Genomic DNA, 15758 nt, shown 5'->3' with positions numbered 1-15758 from the left:
CGTGGTTTGCTTGTCGGTGTCAGAAAAAACACCGACAATCCTTTTTTACGGAAAAGAATGGAGGCAACCCATGTCCACCTCATATTTTGTCGCTGCCGACTGGCTGATTGAGCACGGCGACGATCCGGAAGTTCAGATTATCGACGCGCGTATGGCCCCTCCGGGACAAGAGCATCGTGATGTGCCCGGTGAATACCGTGCCGGGCATCTGCCGGGTGCGGTTTTTTTTGATATTGAAGCCCTCTCCGATCACACCTCTCCCCTGCCGCACATGCTGCCGCGCCCGGAAGCGTTTTCCGTGGCGATGCGCGAGCTGGGCATCAGCAAAGACAAACACCTCGTTGTCTATGATGAAGGTAACCTCTTCTCCGCGCCGCGCGCGTGGTGGATGCTGAAAAACTTCGGCGTGGAAAAAGTCTCGATTCTTGCCGGTGGGCTGGCGGGCTGGAAGCGCGACGAGCTGCCGCTTCAGCAGGGTGATGTCACGCTGCCGGAAGGTGAATTCGACGCGACCTTTGACACCCACGTGGTAAAACGCCTGACCGACGTGCTGGTCGTGAGCCATGAAAAAACGGCGCAAATCGTCGATGCCCGCCCTGCTCCTCGCTTCAATGCCGAAGCGGATGAACCGCGTCCGGGGCTGAAGCGCGGACATATTCCGGGCGCGCTGAACGTGCCGTGGGGCGATCTGGTTTTTGAGGGCGAGCTGAAAACTACTGACGAACTGCGCGCCATTTTTGACCGGGCAGGGGTTGATTTGCATCGTCCAGTGATTGCCAGCTGCGGTTCCGGCGTAACGGCCTGCGTGGTCATTCTGGCACTCGCCACGCTCGGCATAAGCGACGTCACGATCTACGACGGCGCCTGGAGCGAATGGGGTGCGCGAGACGATCTGCCTGTCGAACCCGCAAAATAATGGATAACCGCCTGGCCACGCTGTTAACGCGCGGAGCGTCATTGACCCGCGCGGAGTATCGCGTCCTCGCCCACCTCACGGAGCATCCGCTGCTGGTGGGCAATATTACGGTTCGCGAGCTGGCGCAGGCGACGTTCGTTTCTACCGCCACCATTATGCGGCTGTGCCAGAAGCTGGGTTTCAGCGGCTTTAGCGAGTTTATCTGGCACTGCAAGCAGCTGCTCACCGACACGCCGCACATTGCCGTTCAGGGGCAATCGCCCCCTGAGCTCCCGGCGCTGTTTAATCAGTTTATCGCCAACTATCAGCACACCTTTCAGTGGGTCACCCAGGACAAACGCCAGCAGTTTGCTAACCTGCTGCGCCAGAAAGAGAGTTTCTTTCTCTACGGGGCCGGGTTCTCTTATCTGTTTGCGGAGTACCTGACCAAGAAGCTGCAGGTGCTGGGTAAAACGGCGTTTATCTCCGGGCCGGGGGACAGCAGGAATATTTTCCTCAGCAACGCCGCGCGCTATCAGGTGTTTATTGCCGTCTCGCGCAGCGGCGAAACGGAGCAGGTGCTGGATAAAGCGCGGATTGCCAAAAACGTCGGCATGACCATCGTCGCGTTTACCCGCGCCTCGGCCAACACGCTGGCGGAGATGGCCGACGTGCACTTTGCGCTCTATGACGAAGCGGTACACTTCGCTGCCGAAGCCGCAGGGGTGACGTCGTTTGAGTCGAATCTGGTGCTGCTGATGGATTTACTGCTGCTGGAAGCAACGGGGTGATATTCACCCCGCTGAAATCAGATGATGCGGTTGGTTTTGAGATCGCGCAGGAAGCCCCCCCAGCGACGCTCATAGAACGGCGTGATGTGCTCGGTAATAAAGTGGCTGATGCCCTTCTCACCGTTTTTCACCTGACAGATATCAATTGGTTCATCGCCCGGTAGCGTGTCGGTCGCCACGCTGCCCGCCGCCTGAACGATCTCGTCGAAATCGCCATCGGCTTCAATACCGATCAACAGCACCGGCTTTTCGTCCGCGCGCTCTTTGATGGAGCAGAGAAACGCGCGCCTGACGGGCTTGAGCGTTTTGAACAACGTCGTCAGGGAATCAATCATCTGCGCGGGCGGCTCGGCCACTTCAGACAGCAGCAGCGTTTCGCCCCCTTCCAGCACTTCCTGCGTGCTGAGCGGGTTGCCCTCTTCGCCAATCAGGTGGCTGATTTCACGCGGCGTAAACTCTTTCCCGGTCGGCAACTTGGCGTTGAGGAACAGCGTCTGGCCGAGCGTCATTTCAAACAAGGTACGCACCGGCATCACCACGAACGCCTGTTCGTCTTCAACCGCTTCCTGCAGCGCTTCCAGCGAGGTGAAGAACGGAATCACCGACGTGCCGTCGTCTTTCTCCCAGTGCAGCAGATCCAGCGCGCTGTCTTCCACGACCTGTTCACCTTCCGCGGCGGTACCCGGCACCCAGACGGTGGACTCCAGCAGCGTGCGGAAAAAGGCCGGACGGTGGGCGGGCTCGGTCGCCGCCTGTTCCAGCAGAGTCTCTAATTCGTTTTTGGTATCTGACATAACAATTCCAGATGATGCATTTCCCCCTCACCCCGGCCCTCTCCCTCAAGGGAGAGGGAGCAAACCATCCCCTCTCCCCGTGGGAGAGGGTTAGGGTGAGGGCAATGAGGATTACTCAGCCGTCAGCAGGTTCGCCACGGTACGCACGCCCAGACCGGTCGCACCCGCGGACCACTGCTCAACCGCCGCTTTGCGGTACGTTGCGGAGCAGTCAATGTGCAGCCAGCCCTCGTGGTAGTTCTCAACAAAGTGAGACAGGAACCCTGCTGCGGTGCTTGCCCCCGCCGGGTACGCCGCGCTGGCGGTGTTGTTCAGCTCGGCAAAGTTGGACGGCAGCTGGCTACGGTGGAACTCGGCCAGCGGCAGACGCCAGAACGGTTCGTTTTCCGCCGCGGCGCTGGCCAGCAGGCGTGCTGCCAGCTTGTCGTCAAAGCTGAACAGCGCGTGGTAGTCGTTACCCAGCGCGGTTTTCGCCGCACCGGTCAGAGTCGCCATGTCGATGATCAGCTCAGGCTTCTGGGCAGACGCGTCGATCAGGCCATCGGCCAGCACCAGACGGCCTTCGGCGTCAGTGTTCATCACCTCAACGTTTTTGCCGTTGCGGTAGCGAATGATGTCGCCCAGCTTGAAGGCGTTACCGCTGACCATGTTGTCCGCGCAGCACAGGTACAGCTTCACGCGCTTTTTCAGACCGCGGGTGATGGCAAACGCCAGCGCGCCGGTGATGGTGGCCGCGCCGCCCATGTCGGACTTCATGGAGTCCATGAACGCGCTCTGCTTCAGGCTGTAGCCGCCGGTGTCGAAGGTAATGCCTTTACCCACCAGGCAGGCAAAGACAGGGGCGTCTTTATCGCCGGTTGGGTTGTAGTCCAGCGCCAGCAGCACCGGTGGACGCTCGGAGCCGCGGCCCACGGTGTGGATACCCATGTAGTTCTGCTCGCGCAGGTCTTCACCCTTGGTGATGCGGTAGGACATCTTGTCGCCCGCCACGCCGCACAGGAGATCAACGGCGCGCTGCGCCAGCTGCTCAGGGCCTAACTCTTCCGCCGGAGCGTTGATGGTGTCGCGCACCCAGTCGATAATTTTCAGGCGGCTTTCCAGCTCTTTCTGACCGGCTTCGTCGAGGTTTGCCCACTCAATTTTGCGGGTGCCTTTTGGGCCTTTGTAGCCTGCCCAGAATGCCCAGCTGCGGTCGGTGTCCCAGCCTTCGCCTTCCAGGGAGACATGCTTAATGCCCAGCCCGTCAATTTTACGCGCGGCGCGCTGGATCAGGCCCAAATCATCGTTGCCCGTCAGGTGCAGGGTAATACCGTCGTTGTTGATGCTGTAGCTGGCTTTCTCGCCCCAGCGCGCGTCGGCGGGCTGCGTAGAGAGCGTAATCTTCATCGCTTCGGTCATTTTATTTTTCCTTATTAGCAACTAGCAAACGGGCCGCCTGAAGGCAGCCCGTTTTGTTATTTATTCTGCTTCATCTAACCAGACTAACAGAATCGCCTCCAGAATTTTTTCATTGGATGCGTTTGGATCGTCGTCGAAATCCTCTAAATCGCAGATCCACTGGTGCATGTCGGTGAATCGTACGGTCTTCGGATCGAGATCCGGGTTCGCGTCGTAGAGCGCTTCGCCGATTTCACGGCTGTCTGTCCACTTCAGTCCCATATTAATGCTCGCGTGCGTGGTTGATGGTATAGCGTGGGAATTCCACGACCAGATCTTCATCGGTCACCGCAGCCTGGCAGCTTAAGCGGCTGTCTGGCTCCAGACCCCATGCTTTATCCAGCATGTCGTCTTCGTCTTCGGTGCTCTCGGCGAGAGAGTCAAAACCTTCACGCACGATGCAGTGGCAGGTGGTGCAGGCACAGGATTTTTCACAGGCGTGTTCCACTTCGATACCTGCACGCAGGGCAACATCGAGAATGGTTTCACCGGTCTTCGCTTCCAGAACAGCGCCATCCGGACAGAGGTCCGCATGAGGCAAAATTACAATCTTTGGCATATTAAACCTCGTCCACGGACTGGCCTTTCAGCGCGACGCGGACAGATTTGTCCATGCGGCGAGCAGCAAAGTCCTGGGTTTGTTTATCAACGTTTTTAATGGCTTCTTCTATTGCGTCAGCGTCATTACCTTCGGCGACTGCGCGTAAGCGCGCGGCAGCCTCGTCAATCACCTGACGCTCAGCGGCGCTTAACAGCGCGGCGTCGGCAGCGAGCGCGCCGTTCAGGCTCTCCAGCACGCGTGCGGCTTCCACTTTTTGTTCCGCCAGCATACGCGCCTTCACATCCTGCTCGGCGTAGCTCATTGAGTCCTGAATCATGGAGGCGATTTCACCATCGGTCAGGCCGTAGGACGGCTTCACCTGGATGGACGATTCCACGCCGGTCGATTTTTCCATCGCCGTGACGCTCAGCAGACCGTCGGCGTCCACCTGGAAGGTGACGCGAATATGCGCCCCGCCCGCAGGCAGCGCCGGGATGCCGCGCAGCGCAAAGCGCGCCAGAGAACGGCAGTCCTGCACCAGCTCGCGTTCGCCCTGCATCACGTGGATGGACATCGCGGTCTGGCCGTCTTTAAAGGTGGTGAACTCCTGCGCGCGCGCCACCGGAATGGTGGTGTTACGCGGGATGACTTTCTCCACCAGGCCACCCATGGTTTCTAAGCCCAGCGACAGCGGGATGACATCCAGCAGCAGCATTTCGCTGTCCGGCTTGTTGCCAACCAGAATATCGGCCTGGATCGCGGCACCTACGGCAACCACTTTGTCCGGGTCGATGGAAGTCAGCGGCGTGCGGCCAAAGAATTCGCCCACGCGCTCACGCACCAGCGGCACGCGGGTCGAACCGCCCACCATGACCACTTCCAGCACCTCGTTCGCCTCAACGCCCGCATCTTTCAATGCGCGACGGCAGGCCAGCAGGGTGCGTTTCACCAGTGGGGCGATCAGATCGCTGAACTGATCGCGAGAGATCTCACCCTGCCAGCCCGCAACATTGACGGTAACCGTCTGCGCATCGCTCAGGGCGATTTTGGCGTCGATGGCCGCATCCAGCAGTTCACGCTGTACGCGCGCATCGCTGCGATCGCTGATGCCCGCCTGCTCGCGGATGTAGTCCGCCAGCAGATGGTCGAAGTCATCACCGCCCAGCGCGGAATCCCCGCCGGTCGCCAGCACTTCAAACACCCCGCGACTCAGGCGCAGGATAGAGATATCAAACGTCCCGCCGCCAAGATCGTAAACCGCGATCACCCCTTCCTGACCGGAATCGAGGCCGTAGGCAATCGCCGCCGCCGTCGGTTCGTTCAGCAGACGCAGCACATGCAGGCCCGCCAGACGCGCGGCGTCTTTGGTGCCCTGACGCTGCGCATCGTCAAAGTAGGCAGGAACGGTGATCACCACGCCGTCCAGATCGCCACCGAGCGTTGCCGTAGCGCGCTCAGCCAGCGCTTTGAGGATGTCAGCAGAAACACGAATCGGGTTCAGCAGACCGGCCGCGGTCGCAATCATCGGCAGGCCGTTTTCACTTGCCTGCAGCTGATACGGCAGGTGCGGGTAGCGGGTCTGAATATCGGCCAGCGAGCGGCCCATCATGCGCTTGACGGAGCTGATGGTATTCGCCGGATCGCGCGCGGCATTAGCGCGGGCGTCATAGCCTACCGCGTGACCCTGCTGCTGGTAGTGGACCACGGAAGGCAGCAGATGGCGCCCCTGCTCGTCAGCCAGCGTTTCCGCCTGGCCGCTGCGCACGGTCGCCACGAGGGAATTGGTGGTGCCCAGATCGATACCCACCGCCAGACGACGCTGGTGCGGTGCGGCACTTAAGCCAGGCTCACTAATTTGTAATAAGGCCATAATTGCTTCCGAAATTAAAAATCGAGCAGCTTTTCTTCGAGTTGTTCAGCACTGCTTCGCAGTTTATCGAGAAAACGGAGTTTGCGCACAGTATCTGCCGCCACTTCCCAGGTCTCGTTGTTCAGTTGCTCCACCATCTGCTGATGGCGGGTATCGAACATGCCCTTCACGCGCGTGATGAAGCTTTCCAGACGCGCTTCGTCTTTGGCCTGTTCAATCTCATCGAGCTCTTCGCGAAGCTCCAGCTGCTCCATCAGAAACGCCGTGTCGCGCACGGTATGCTGTTCGCTCGCCAGATCAAAACCGTGGAGCGAGAGCAGATATTCAGCACGCGCCAGCGGATGGCGCAGCGTCTGCCAGGCCTGGTTGATGGTGGCAGAGTGGGAAACCGCAGCCAGCTGCTCTGCCTGAGTACCGCTCGCGAATTTGTCCGGATGGTACTGACGCTGCAGATCCTGAAAACGGATCGTCAACGCCTGGAGATCAATCGGGTATTGAGCGGGTAGTCCGAAGAGAGTGAAGTAATCCATAACAATCTCAGGGGTAGCCTGTTAAAACAAACCCCACGCGTAGCGGGTAACGCCACGGTGGGGTTTCGGATGACGCGCGGTTAAACGTGGAAGCTTTCGCCGCAACCACACTCGTCTTTGACGTTCGGGTTCGTGAATTTGAACCCTTCGTTCAGGCCTTCTTTAACGAAGTCCAGCTGAGTGCCGTTGAGGAATTGCAGGCTTTTGCCATCGACCACCACCTTCACGCCCTTGTCTTCAAACACGGTGTCGTCAGACGCCGGTTCGTCAACAAACTCCAGTACGTAAGCCATACCAGAACAGCCGGAGGTACGTACGCCCAGTCGCAGGCCAAAGCCTTTACCACGGTTCGCCAGAAAAGAGCTTACTCGCGCGGCAGCGCTGTCGCTAAGGGTAATCGACATACTCAAACCTCAATTATTTTGCTTCACGTTTGCTTTTGTAATCCGCAATGGCGGCTTTGATCGCGTCTTCTGCCAGAATTGAGCAGTGAATTTTCACCGGTGGCAGTTCGAGTTCTTCAGCAATATCCGTGTTCTTGATTGCCTGTGCTTCGTCCAGAGACTTGCCCTTCACCCATTCGGTGACCAGGGAGCTGGACGCGATAGCAGAACCGCAGCCGTAGGTCTTGAAGCGCGCGTCTTCAATGATACCTTCATTGTTGACTTTAATCTGCAACTTCATCACGTCGCCACACGCTGGCGCACCGACCATGCCGCTACCAACAGATTCATCGCTGTTGTCAAAAGAGCCAACGTTGCGTGGGTTTTCGTAATGATCGATGACTTTTTCGCTGTATGCCATGATTGAATTCTCCTTATGTACCGATTAGTGATGTGACCATTCAATGCTGTTCAGATCCACGCCCTGCTTGAACATTTCCCACAGTGGAGAAAGGTCGCGCAGACGGCCAATGGAGTTACGAACCAGCTTGATGGTGTAGTCAATCTCTTCTTCGGTAGTGAAACGACCTAAAGAGAAACGGATAGAGCTGTGTGCCAGCTCGTCAGTCATACCCAGCGCACGCAGCACGTAGGATGGCTCAAGGCTTGCAGACGTACAGGCAGAACCGGAAGAAACCGCCAGGTCTTTCAGCGCCATGATCAGCGACTCGCCTTCAACATAGTTGAAGCTGACGTTGAGGATGTTCGGTGCGCCCTGCTCGAGATCGCCGTTCAGATACACTTCTTCCATATCCTTCACGCCGTCCCACAGACGGTTACGCAGCGTGCGCAGGCGTGCCATCTCGGTTTCCATCTCTTCTTTTGCAATGCGGTAGGCTTCACCCATGCCCACGATCTGGTGAACAGGCAGCGTACCGGAACGCATGCCGCGCTCGTGACCGCCACCGTGCATCTGCGCTTCGATGCGGATACGTGGCTTACGACGCACGTACAGCGCGCCAATCCCTTTCGGGCCATAGATTTTGTGGCCGGAGAAGGACATCAGGTCCACTTTCAGCTGGCTCAGGTCGATAGGCAGTTTGCCCACGCTCTGGGTCGCGTCCACGTGGTAGATGATGCCGCGCGCGCGGCACATTTCGCCGATGGTCGCGATGTCCTGTACCACGCCGATTTCGTTGTTGACGTGCATGATGGAGACCAGAATGGTGTCATCACGCATGGCCGCTTCGAGCTCTTTCAGATCGATAATGCCGTTGCTCTGTGGCGCCAGGTAGGTGACTTCATACCCTTCACGCTCCAGCTGACGGCAGGTGTCCAGCACGGCTTTGTGTTCGGTTTTGCTGGTGATGATGTGCTTGCCTTTTTTCTGATAAAAGTTGGCTGCACCTTTGATCGCCAGGTTGTCGGATTCGGTCGCACCGGAGGTGAAAACAATCTCACGCGGGTCGGCACCCACCAGGTCAGCAATCTGATTACGGGCGATATCGACCGCCTCTTCAGCATGCCAGCCAAAACGGTGTGAACGGGAAGCTGGGTTACCAAAGTTTCCGTCCAGGGTCAGACACTGCATCATTTTCTCGGCAACACGCGGGTCCACCGGCGTGGTTGCGGAGTAGTCGAGATAAATCGGTAATTTCATTGCTCTATAAACTCCGTACATCGCTTCAATGCAAGGAATCAGGCAACCGGCTGGATGTACGACCGAGTACACGGGGCGAGTCTTCGCCCCGGCCTGATTCTGAAATACTTATCGTTTTATTACGCGCGTAATTTGACGTCGATAGCGTCCTGCGCGCGGGTGCTGCGTTGGGAATCATGGCCGTGTTGACGGCCCGATACGTCCAGAACTTCCTGGTTATTCACCAGCTCACCGAGGGTGATGTTGTTCAGGAAGCCGGTCAGACGGTCGCTCAGATCGCGCCACAGCGCGTGGGTCAGGCACTTATCGCCGCCCTGGCAGCCGCCTTTACCCTGGCAACGGGTCGCGTCAACGGATTCGTCAACGGCGCTGATCACTTCGCCAACTGCAATACTGCCCGCGTCTTTACCCAGCAGATAACCGCCGCCTGGGCCACGAACGCTGGAAACCAGTCCATTTTTACGCAGTCTGGAGAACAGCTGTTCCAGATAAGAGAGGGAGATCCCTTGTCGTTCAGAAATATCAGCCAACGGAACCGGGCCCGCTTCGGAGTTGAGCGCAACGTCCAGCATCGCGGTCACGGCATAACGCCCTTTAGATGTCAGTCTCATGTCTTACTTAACCTCAAACTCGCCCCTGCCCGGGGTTTTTTATTGTAAAATGGGGTATTGCATAGCAGGGCCAAGTCTGACATTCCTGACTAAAATGGTCAACTATTTACTTGACTGTTTTAGTCAGGTATTTAACCTTCTGTGCCTTCATAACATAGGTGAGGCCTGATGCCCTCACCCCGACCCTCTCCCACAGGGAGAGGGGGAAATCGGCACTACTCTTTATTCTTCTGCTCAATCGACGCCAGGATCCCGCGCAGGATGTTCAGCTCCTGGCTTTCCGGACGCGCGCGGGTGAACAGACGGCGCAGCTTATTCATCACCTGACCCGGGTGGCCTTCGCGGATAAAGCCGGTTGAGAGCAGCGTCTGCTCCAGGTGACCGTAGAAACGCTCAAGGTCGTCCACCAGCGGGTAAGCCGTCTCTTCTTTAGGCTCAACCGCTTTTTCCTGCGTTGCCAGCCACGCCATACGCACTTCATAGGCGATAACCTGCACCGCCATCGCCAGGTTCAGCGAGCTGTACTCCGGGTTGGCGGCAATCGCCACGTGGTAGTGGCACTTCTGCAGTTCGTCGTTGGTCAGGCCAACGCGCTCGCGGCCAAATACCAGCGCAACCGGTGCCTGTTCTGCTTCCGAGACACTTTTCAGGCCGCATTCACGCGGATCGAGCATTGGCCACGGCAGCGTGCGCGAACGCGCGCTGGTACCGACAACGAGGCTGCAGCCGGCCAGCGCTTCGTCAAGGGTATCGACGATTTGGGCATTGCCGATCACGTCGCTGGCCCCGGCCGCCAGGGCGATGGCCTGCGAGTCTGGCTTCACCAGCGGGTTAACCAGCCACAGGTTCGTTAAGCCCATGGTTTTCATAGCGCGGGCAACGGAGCCCATGTTGCCGGTATGCGATGTTTCGACCAGCACAATTCGAATGTTTTGCAGCATAATTTTTAATGTCTGAATTCAGTGTCTGAAGAATATTCGGGCATATTATCATAAACGGGAGACATAATCCGATCCCGCTGCTATACTCTGCGCCGATTTTCCTGTTCTTTAACATCCAGTGAGAGAGACCGATGCATCCGATGCTGACCATCGCCGTGCGCGCAGCGCGCAAGGCGGGTAATGTAATTGCCAAACACTACGAAACGCCAGACTCCGTAGAAACCAGCCAGAAAGGCAGCAATGATTTCGTGACAAACGTCGATAAAGCCGCAGAAGCGATTATTATCGAAACGATCCGCAAATCTTACCCACAGCACACCATCATCACCGAAGAAAGCGGTGAACATGAAGGTACCGATCAGGATGTTCAATGGGTTATCGATCCACTGGATGGCACCACCAACTTCGTTAAACGCCTGCCACACTTCTCTGTGTCTATCGCAGTACGCATTAAAGGCCGTACTGAAGTCGCCGTTGTGTACGATCCAATGCGTAACGAACTGTTCACCGCGACCCGCGGTCAGGGCGCGCAGCTGAACGGCTACCGTCTGCGCTGCAGCAACGCACGCGATCTGGACGGCACCATCCTGGCGACCGGTTTCCCGTTCAAGGCGAAACAGCACGCGACCACCTATATGAATATCCTGGGCAAACTGTTCACCGAATGCGCAGACTTCCGTCGCACCGGTTCTGCTGCGCTGGATCTGGCCTACGTTGCCACCGGCCGCGTTGACGGTTACTTCGAACTTTCACTGAAGCCATGGGATTTTGCTGCGGGCGAGCTGATCGCGCGTGAAGCAGGCGCCATTGTGTGCGACTTCACCGGCGGCCATAACTATATGTCTACCGGCAACATTGTTGCGGGTAACCCACGCGTTGTTAAAGCCATGCTGGCCAACATGCGTGATGAACTGAGCGATGCGCTGAAGCGTTAATCCAGTTTGTTAAGCCCGGTGGCGCTACGCTTACCGGGCCTACAAAATCCCTCAGTACGCTAGAAAGGTCGCAATCCCCTTCCCACCGGTACCGCACTCATCCACATCGTCACCGCCGCCACCAGCAGAATCACTCCCCCCGCCAGCGCAAGCGTTGTCCACCCTATCTGTCGCCACAGCACCGGCGTTTTACTGCCGCTGAGTTTGACCGCCAGCTGACGGAAGCTGTGAACCAGCAGCGCTAAAGACGAAATGGTGAGGGAGGTTCCTGCCGCCATCGCCAGCGCGGACAGCATGCCCCAGCCGAACACGCCAATCACCTTACTGAACAGCAGCACCATGATGGCACCCGAGCAAGGGCGCATCCCCATCGAGAGAATAATCATCAGCCGGGCGCGCCAGTCGTCGCCGTTTTGTAATTGTTCCTGCGTGGGCAGATGCTGATGACCGCAGCCGCAGTGTTCATCATGAACGTGGTGCGGCGTAAAGGATTTGAACGTGGGCTTTTTCAGCAGCGTGCGCAGTTTTTTCAGCGCCCGCCAGCAGAGGATCAGCCCCAGCACGCCCACCAGCGCATAGCTGCCCTTCTCCAGCCAGAAGCTGCTCATGTGCAGCTGGCGCGCCGGAAGCTGCAAAAGTGAAAGCACAACAGCGACCAGCGCAATCGCCACGCCGCCCTGCAGCAGCGAGGAGGCCAGCGTCAGGCCGATGCTCGATTTCAGCTTTGACGGATGGGTGGCGAGCCAGGTCGTAATCACGATTTTGCCGTGCCCCGGCCCCAGCGCGTGCAGAACGCCATAGACAAAACTGAACGCCAGCAGGGATCCGCCCGCTTTGGTCGGGTTCTCCGCCACCGCCTTCAGCAGTCCGCTCATCTGCTGGTTGACCTCACGCTGCCAGATAATGCTTTTCATCATGACCTGCGGCCAGGCCTGCCATAGCCACAGCGCGCCGCAAACCGCTAACAGCAAAAAGAGCGCCAGCGGCCAGAGATGCAGCCAGCGGCGAGGTTTCCGAAACGGAGAGGAGATCACTGACATTGTAACGTCACCTCCTGTGCGAACTGTTTACCCAATTCCATATCCTCGGGTGGGGCATCGTCCTTGTCGAGTGAGACCGCAAAGTTCAGCATCTCTTCGCTGGGCTTCGGGGTATGAACGCCAATTTTGCAGCTTTTTTGCAGCGCGTCCGGCAGCCGTACGTCGCTGTCTTTGTCATAGCGCATATCAACATAGTAAGTGGGATCAAAAGTGGAAAACGTGTACGTTTGCCCGGCCAGCGGCTGGGGATGCGCCAGCGGAAGCACGAACGTCAGCACCGCCTGGTGCCCTTCACGCGTCATCCCGTATTCCGTTGGTCGGTTCAGAAATTTGACCTTTTGGCCGTTATGCCAGAACTCGGTGAAGTAGTGCTGGCCGAGCACGTTGGCCATCACTTCCGCTGCCAGCTTTTTCCAGATTTCGTCACCGGGCTTCGCGTTTCCCGCGTCATAGAGCAGGTCAGACGAGGTGATTTCATCCATCGTCCAGCGCATTTTCAGGCCGCTCAATTGCGTACCGTCGGTGACCAGCTCGGTTTTGAGGTCAATAAAGCTGTGAGGATGTGCGCTGGCAGCTAAGCTGATAACCGCCAAAAATAACGCCATCGCACATTGTTTAACTGTTTGCATCAATTCCTCACGTCAAAAATTCTGTGATGTTCCCCAGCAATCCTGAGTGAAAGGCCTGCCGGCGCGCTTTTCAGCGCTCATCCTTTAGCTATTCTTATCAAACATTCACACTGGATACCCGACAGATGATGACGACGCTTGAAATTCCATCTGTGCTTTCCAGTTCGCAGCGCCGCTGCCAGGTGCTTTTGATGCTTTACCTGCCCGATGCTGCCGTCACCGCACAGAGCATAATCGCTGCCAACGGCGTGGACGACGCGATGGCACGGCAAGATATAGCCGAGACGCGCGATGAAATCCAGCGCTATCACCGGCTGGATATCGTTACGCACCACGACGGCTGCTACCGGATTGAAGGCACAGCCCTGAATCAGCGTTTATGCCTGCTGCACTGGCTGCGCCGGGCGCTACGGCTTTGCCCGCAGTTCGTCTCGCACCAGTTTACCCCCGCATTAAAAACCGCGCTTAAACAACACGGCATCGCGCGCCCGCTTTACGACGATGCGAACCTGCGGGCGCTGATCGGCTTCTGCTCACGCAAGCTCCAGCGCCAGTTTGAATGCCGCGACGTCCAGTTTTTACAGCTCTATCTGCAATACTGCCTTATTCAGCACCAGCTCGGGAATACGCCGCAGTTTTCCCACGTTCAGCGCAGCTGGACCCAGTCAAGAGGGGAGTATTTTACGGCGCAGGAGATCGTGCGCCACTGGAGACGGCGCGTCCCGCAGGGTGCTCACGGAGATGAACAGCTGTTTCTGGCGCTGCTGTTTATGATGCTCCGCACGCCCGATCCGGTGCTTGATAAGCACCAGCAGGATCAGCGTCTACGCCGGGCCATCGTGCGCATGGTGGCCCGTTTTCGTTCCCAGACGGGGATGAACTTCAGCGATGAGCAAGGGCTGACCGATCAGCTGTATATCCATCTGGCTCAGGCGCTGGACCGTTCGCTGTTTGAGATCGGCATCGACAACAGCCTGCCGGAGGAGATCCACCGCCTTTATCCCCGACTGTTACGCACTACGAAAGAGGCGCTGTTTGAGCTGGAGGCGGAATTTGGGCTACGTTTTTCCGATGAAGAGATGAGCCTCGTGGCGGTGATTTTTGGGGCCTGGCTGATGCAGGAGACCGACCTGCATGAAAAACAGGTGATCCTGCTGACGGGAGAAGACAAAGCCAGTGAGGAGCAGATCGAACAGCAGCTTCGCGAGCTGACGCTGCTGCCGCTCAACATTCGCTATCTGACGCTACAGGCTTTTCAGAAAGAGGGAGCGCCGCGCGAAGCCGCGCTGGTTATCACCCCCTATCCGACTGCCCTGCCGCTGTTCTCGCCGCCGTTGATCCATGCCGTTGAGACACTGAACGCGCAGCAGCAAGAACATATTCGCGCCATGCTGGAATCGTAGTTACGCGCGTGCGGCCACTTTCGGTCGAACAAACATTGCCGGTAGCGCCACCAGAGCCATTACCCAGAACACGCCATGCCCCAGATGCTGGTAGAGGAACCCTGCAAAGACCGTCATGATCGCGATACTGCCCCCCATTGCCACTGCCGAATAGACGGCCTGCAGGCGAATCACGTCCCCGCCCTCGCGCGCAGCGATATAGCGCATGGCCGCCAGATGGCACACGGTAAAGGTGCCGCAGTGAAGAATTTGCGCCACAATCAGCCACGGCAGATCGGTCGTCCAGCCCATAATCCCCCAGCGCGCCACGCCGCACACGGCGGAAAGCAGCAGCAGGTCACGCGCGCCAAAGCGACGGAACAGTTTTTTGCTCAGGGCAAAGATAATGACTTCGGCCACCACGCCCAGCGACCACAGATAGCCCACGGCGGAAGCGGAATATCCAGCGCCTTGCCAGTAGATGGCGCTGAAACCATAGTACGCCGCATGAGCCCCCTGAAGGAGGCACACGCACGCCAGAAAACGCCAGCTCTGTGCGACCAGGCTACGCCATGCGGGCCAGCCAGCGCTCTCCTGATGGCGGCTTTCTCCTTGCGGCATCACCGACGGTCGCAGCAGCATGCCCAGCAGCATCGAGGCAATACCGATGCTCAGCAGGGCAAGAATGGCGCGGTAATCGTAAAGACTGACCAGTTTCCCCACCAGCGCCGAGCCAATCACAAAGGCGATAGAACCCCACAGGCGCACGCGACCGTAGTCCATGGTGATCTGCTTTTGCCAGGTGTTCGCCAGGGCATCCGTCAGCGGCACCAGCGGTGAGAAGAACAGGTTAAAACCAACCATCACCACCATCAGCCAGGCAAACTGGTGGCTGACCCAGAAGCAGACCACAAAGACCAGCGTCAACAGAGCCAGAATACGCACGGCCTTGATCAGTAAGGAGGGATCGCTGACGCGTGGGGCGATCAGCAGGCTGCCGAGGAAACGCGCCACCAGCCCGGCCCCCAGCAGGACGCCGATGGTCTCGGGCGTCAGGCCGATACCCTTGAGCCAGACGCTCCAGAAGGGCAGAAAAATGCCGTAGCTAAAGAAATAGGTGAAATAACTGAGCGCCAGCCAGCGCGTGGAATGCAAGACCATGAATCCCTCCCGAAATCGAGGCCATAGTCTGGCGAGAATATAAAAATTAAGCAAGTAGATAGCCTGCTATAAATTAACGAAAAATTAACATCTTGTGCAGTCGCCTGGCTTATGGCAGGGAATGGAAATATGTATTACGTTTAAATTACTCCACTTGC

18 protein-coding genes are annotated in these 15758 nt (G+C 57.8%); 4 read left to right on the top strand and 14 right to left on the bottom strand.

All coding sequences use genetic code 11. The annotated features are described in order from the left end of the window. Positions 1-70 precede the first annotated feature (70 nt). Both sseA and CWR52_RS18250 read left to right on the top strand, forming a co-directional pair. Positions 71-916 carry a 3-mercaptopyruvate sulfurtransferase gene (gene sseA / locus CWR52_RS18255; RefSeq protein WP_104950337.1) on the top strand — a complete coding sequence of 282 codons (846 nt, stop codon included), beginning with the start codon at positions 71-73 and terminating at the stop codon, positions 914-916. Continuing rightward, positions 916-1686, top strand: coding sequence for a MurR/RpiR family transcriptional regulator (locus tag CWR52_RS18250; protein ID WP_048029586.1), 771 nt, complete (start codon positions 916-918; stop codon positions 1684-1686). Before sseA ends, CWR52_RS18250 begins: the two co-directional genes overlap by 1 nt. 17 nt (positions 1687-1703) lie before the next feature. On the opposite strand, the gene sseB is transcribed toward CWR52_RS18250, so the two are convergent. The 11 genes from sseB to trmJ all read right to left on the bottom strand — a co-directional run bounded on the left by sseB (position 1704) and on the right by trmJ (position 10453). Beyond that, positions 1704-2480, bottom strand: coding sequence for an enhanced serine sensitivity protein SseB (gene sseB, locus CWR52_RS18245; protein ID WP_032648693.1), 777 nt, complete (start codon positions 2478-2480; stop codon positions 1704-1706). A 111-nt stretch (positions 2481-2591) separates the two neighbouring features. Further along, positions 2592-3878 carry an aminopeptidase PepB gene (gene pepB, locus CWR52_RS18240; protein WP_104950336.1) on the bottom strand — a complete coding sequence of 429 codons (1287 nt, stop codon included), beginning with the start codon at positions 3876-3878 and terminating at the stop codon, positions 2592-2594. Positions 3879-3938: 60 nt separating this feature from the next. Next, on the bottom strand, positions 3939-4139 hold the full coding sequence (iscX, locus tag CWR52_RS18235) for a Fe-S cluster assembly protein IscX (RefSeq protein WP_003860650.1): 201 nt from the start codon (positions 4137-4139) through the stop codon (positions 3939-3941). A gap of 1 nt (position 4140) precedes the next feature. Beyond that, positions 4141-4476, bottom strand: a complete 336-nt coding sequence (fdx, locus tag CWR52_RS18230) for an ISC system 2Fe-2S type ferredoxin (protein WP_003860652.1) — start codon at positions 4474-4476, stop codon at positions 4141-4143. 1 nt (position 4477) lies between these two features. Further along, positions 4478-6328: a Fe-S protein assembly chaperone HscA gene (gene hscA, locus CWR52_RS18225; protein WP_104950335.1), complete on the bottom strand. Its 1851-nt coding sequence runs from the start codon at positions 6326-6328 to the stop codon at positions 4478-4480. Between the two features lie 14 nt (positions 6329-6342). After that, positions 6343-6858 carry a co-chaperone HscB gene (gene hscB, locus CWR52_RS18220; RefSeq protein ID WP_104950334.1) on the bottom strand — a complete coding sequence of 172 codons (516 nt, stop codon included), beginning with the start codon at positions 6856-6858 and terminating at the stop codon, positions 6343-6345. 80 nt (positions 6859-6938) lie between these two features. After that, a complete protein-coding gene (gene iscA / locus CWR52_RS18215; RefSeq protein ID WP_003860659.1) occupies positions 6939-7262 on the bottom strand; it encodes an iron-sulfur cluster assembly protein IscA in 324 nt (107 codons plus the stop codon). 13 nt (positions 7263-7275) lie between these two features. Then, positions 7276-7662 (bottom strand): Fe-S cluster assembly scaffold IscU, encoded by a 387-nt coding sequence (gene iscU, locus CWR52_RS18210; protein WP_003860661.1) that lies wholly within the window; start codon positions 7660-7662, stop codon positions 7276-7278. Between the two features lie 24 nt (positions 7663-7686). Next, the gene (gene iscS / locus CWR52_RS18205) at positions 7687-8901 is read right to left on the bottom strand and encodes a cysteine desulfurase (protein ID WP_008502157.1); all 1215 of its coding nucleotides are present in this window, start codon (positions 8899-8901) and stop codon (positions 7687-7689) included. Between the two features lie 119 nt (positions 8902-9020). Next, entirely contained in the window at positions 9021-9512 is a 492-nt protein-coding gene (gene iscR / locus CWR52_RS18200) for a Fe-S cluster assembly transcriptional regulator IscR (RefSeq protein ID WP_045399615.1), read from the bottom strand. A gap of 215 nt (positions 9513-9727) precedes the next feature. Then, positions 9728-10453 carry a tRNA (cytosine(32)/uridine(32)-2'-O)-methyltransferase TrmJ gene (trmJ, locus tag CWR52_RS18195; RefSeq protein WP_104950333.1) on the bottom strand — a complete coding sequence of 242 codons (726 nt, stop codon included), beginning with the start codon at positions 10451-10453 and terminating at the stop codon, positions 9728-9730. A gap of 131 nt (positions 10454-10584) precedes the next feature. Between trmJ and suhB the strand changes: the two genes are divergently transcribed. Beyond that, the gene (gene suhB, locus CWR52_RS18190; RefSeq protein WP_003860668.1) at positions 10585-11388 is read left to right on the top strand and encodes an inositol-1-monophosphatase; all 804 of its coding nucleotides are present in this window, start codon (positions 10585-10587) and stop codon (positions 11386-11388) included. A gap of 59 nt (positions 11389-11447) precedes the next feature. On the opposite strand, the gene CWR52_RS18185 is transcribed toward suhB, so the two are convergent. Together CWR52_RS18185 and CWR52_RS18180 are read right to left on the bottom strand one after the other, a co-directional pair. Beyond that, a complete protein-coding gene (locus tag CWR52_RS18185) occupies positions 11448-12428 on the bottom strand; it encodes a nickel/cobalt transporter (protein WP_104950332.1) in 981 nt (326 codons plus the stop codon). Continuing rightward, on the bottom strand, positions 12419-13057 hold the full coding sequence (locus tag CWR52_RS18180) for a DUF1007 family protein (RefSeq protein WP_104950331.1): 639 nt from the start codon (positions 13055-13057) through the stop codon (positions 12419-12421). Before CWR52_RS18180 ends, CWR52_RS18185 begins: the two co-directional genes overlap by 10 nt. A 125-nt stretch (positions 13058-13182) precedes the next feature. Here CWR52_RS18180 and csiE point away from each other — a divergent pair, with 125 nt between their 5' ends. Beyond that, positions 13183-14460, top strand: a complete 1278-nt coding sequence (gene csiE, locus CWR52_RS18175; RefSeq protein WP_045908545.1) for a stationary phase inducible protein CsiE — start codon at positions 13183-13185, stop codon at positions 14458-14460. Here the strand turns inward: csiE and CWR52_RS18170 are convergent, their stop codons facing one another. Continuing rightward, positions 14461-15600 carry a 3-phenylpropionate MFS transporter gene (locus CWR52_RS18170; RefSeq protein WP_104950330.1) on the bottom strand — a complete coding sequence of 380 codons (1140 nt, stop codon included), beginning with the start codon at positions 15598-15600 and terminating at the stop codon, positions 14461-14463. It abuts the gene before it with no gap. Between the last annotated feature and the right edge of the window lie 158 nt (positions 15601-15758).

Origin of the sequence: Enterobacter sp. SGAir0187 (assembly GCF_002952735.2) — a bacterium.
GTDB lineage: Bacteria > Pseudomonadota > Gammaproteobacteria > Enterobacterales > Enterobacteriaceae > Enterobacter > Enterobacter quasiroggenkampii.
This window is presented reverse-complemented; position numbering and strand designations above follow the sequence as displayed.

Bases quoted from the DNA above. Each gene is read 5' to 3' on its own strand.
- iscS (WP_008502157.1), bottom strand. From the start codon at position 8,901: ATGAAATTACCGATTTATCTCGACTACTCCGCAACCACGCCGGTGGAC.
- CWR52_RS18250 (WP_048029586.1), top strand. From the start codon at position 916: ATGGATAACCGCCTGGCCACGCTGTTAACGCGCGGAGCGTCATTGACC.
- sseA (WP_104950337.1), top strand. From the start codon at position 71: ATGTCCACCTCATATTTTGTCGCTGCCGACTGGCTGATTGAGCACGGC.
- hscB (WP_104950334.1), bottom strand. From the start codon at position 6,858: ATGGATTACTTCACTCTCTTCGGACTACCCGCTCAATACCCGATTGAT.
- pepB (WP_104950336.1), bottom strand. From the start codon at position 3,878: ATGACCGAAGCGATGAAGATTACGCTCTCTACGCAGCCCGCCGACGCG.
- iscR (WP_045399615.1), bottom strand. From the start codon at position 9,512: ATGAGACTGACATCTAAAGGGCGTTATGCCGTGACCGCGATGCTGGAC.
- csiE (WP_045908545.1), top strand. From the start codon at position 13,183: ATGATGACGACGCTTGAAATTCCATCTGTGCTTTCCAGTTCGCAGCGC.
- CWR52_RS18185 (WP_104950332.1), bottom strand. From the start codon at position 12,428: ATGTCAGTGATCTCCTCTCCGTTTCGGAAACCTCGCCGCTGGCTGCAT.
- iscX (WP_003860650.1), bottom strand. From the start codon at position 4,139: ATGGGACTGAAGTGGACAGACAGCCGTGAAATCGGCGAAGCGCTCTAC.
- trmJ (WP_104950333.1), bottom strand. From the start codon at position 10,453: ATGCTGCAAAACATTCGAATTGTGCTGGTCGAAACATCGCATACCGGC.
- CWR52_RS18170 (WP_104950330.1), bottom strand. From the start codon at position 15,600: ATGGTCTTGCATTCCACGCGCTGGCTGGCGCTCAGTTATTTCACCTAT.
- iscU (WP_003860661.1), bottom strand. From the start codon at position 7,662: ATGGCATACAGCGAAAAAGTCATCGATCATTACGAAAACCCACGCAAC.
- hscA (WP_104950335.1), bottom strand. From the start codon at position 6,328: ATGGCCTTATTACAAATTAGTGAGCCTGGCTTAAGTGCCGCACCGCAC.
- fdx (WP_003860652.1), bottom strand. From the start codon at position 4,476: ATGCCAAAGATTGTAATTTTGCCTCATGCGGACCTCTGTCCGGATGGC.
- CWR52_RS18180 (WP_104950331.1), bottom strand. From the start codon at position 13,057: ATGCAAACAGTTAAACAATGTGCGATGGCGTTATTTTTGGCGGTTATC.
- sseB (WP_032648693.1), bottom strand. From the start codon at position 2,480: ATGTCAGATACCAAAAACGAATTAGAGACTCTGCTGGAACAGGCGGCG.
- suhB (WP_003860668.1), top strand. From the start codon at position 10,585: ATGCATCCGATGCTGACCATCGCCGTGCGCGCAGCGCGCAAGGCGGGT.
- iscA (WP_003860659.1), bottom strand. From the start codon at position 7,262: ATGTCGATTACCCTTAGCGACAGCGCTGCCGCGCGAGTAAGCTCTTTT.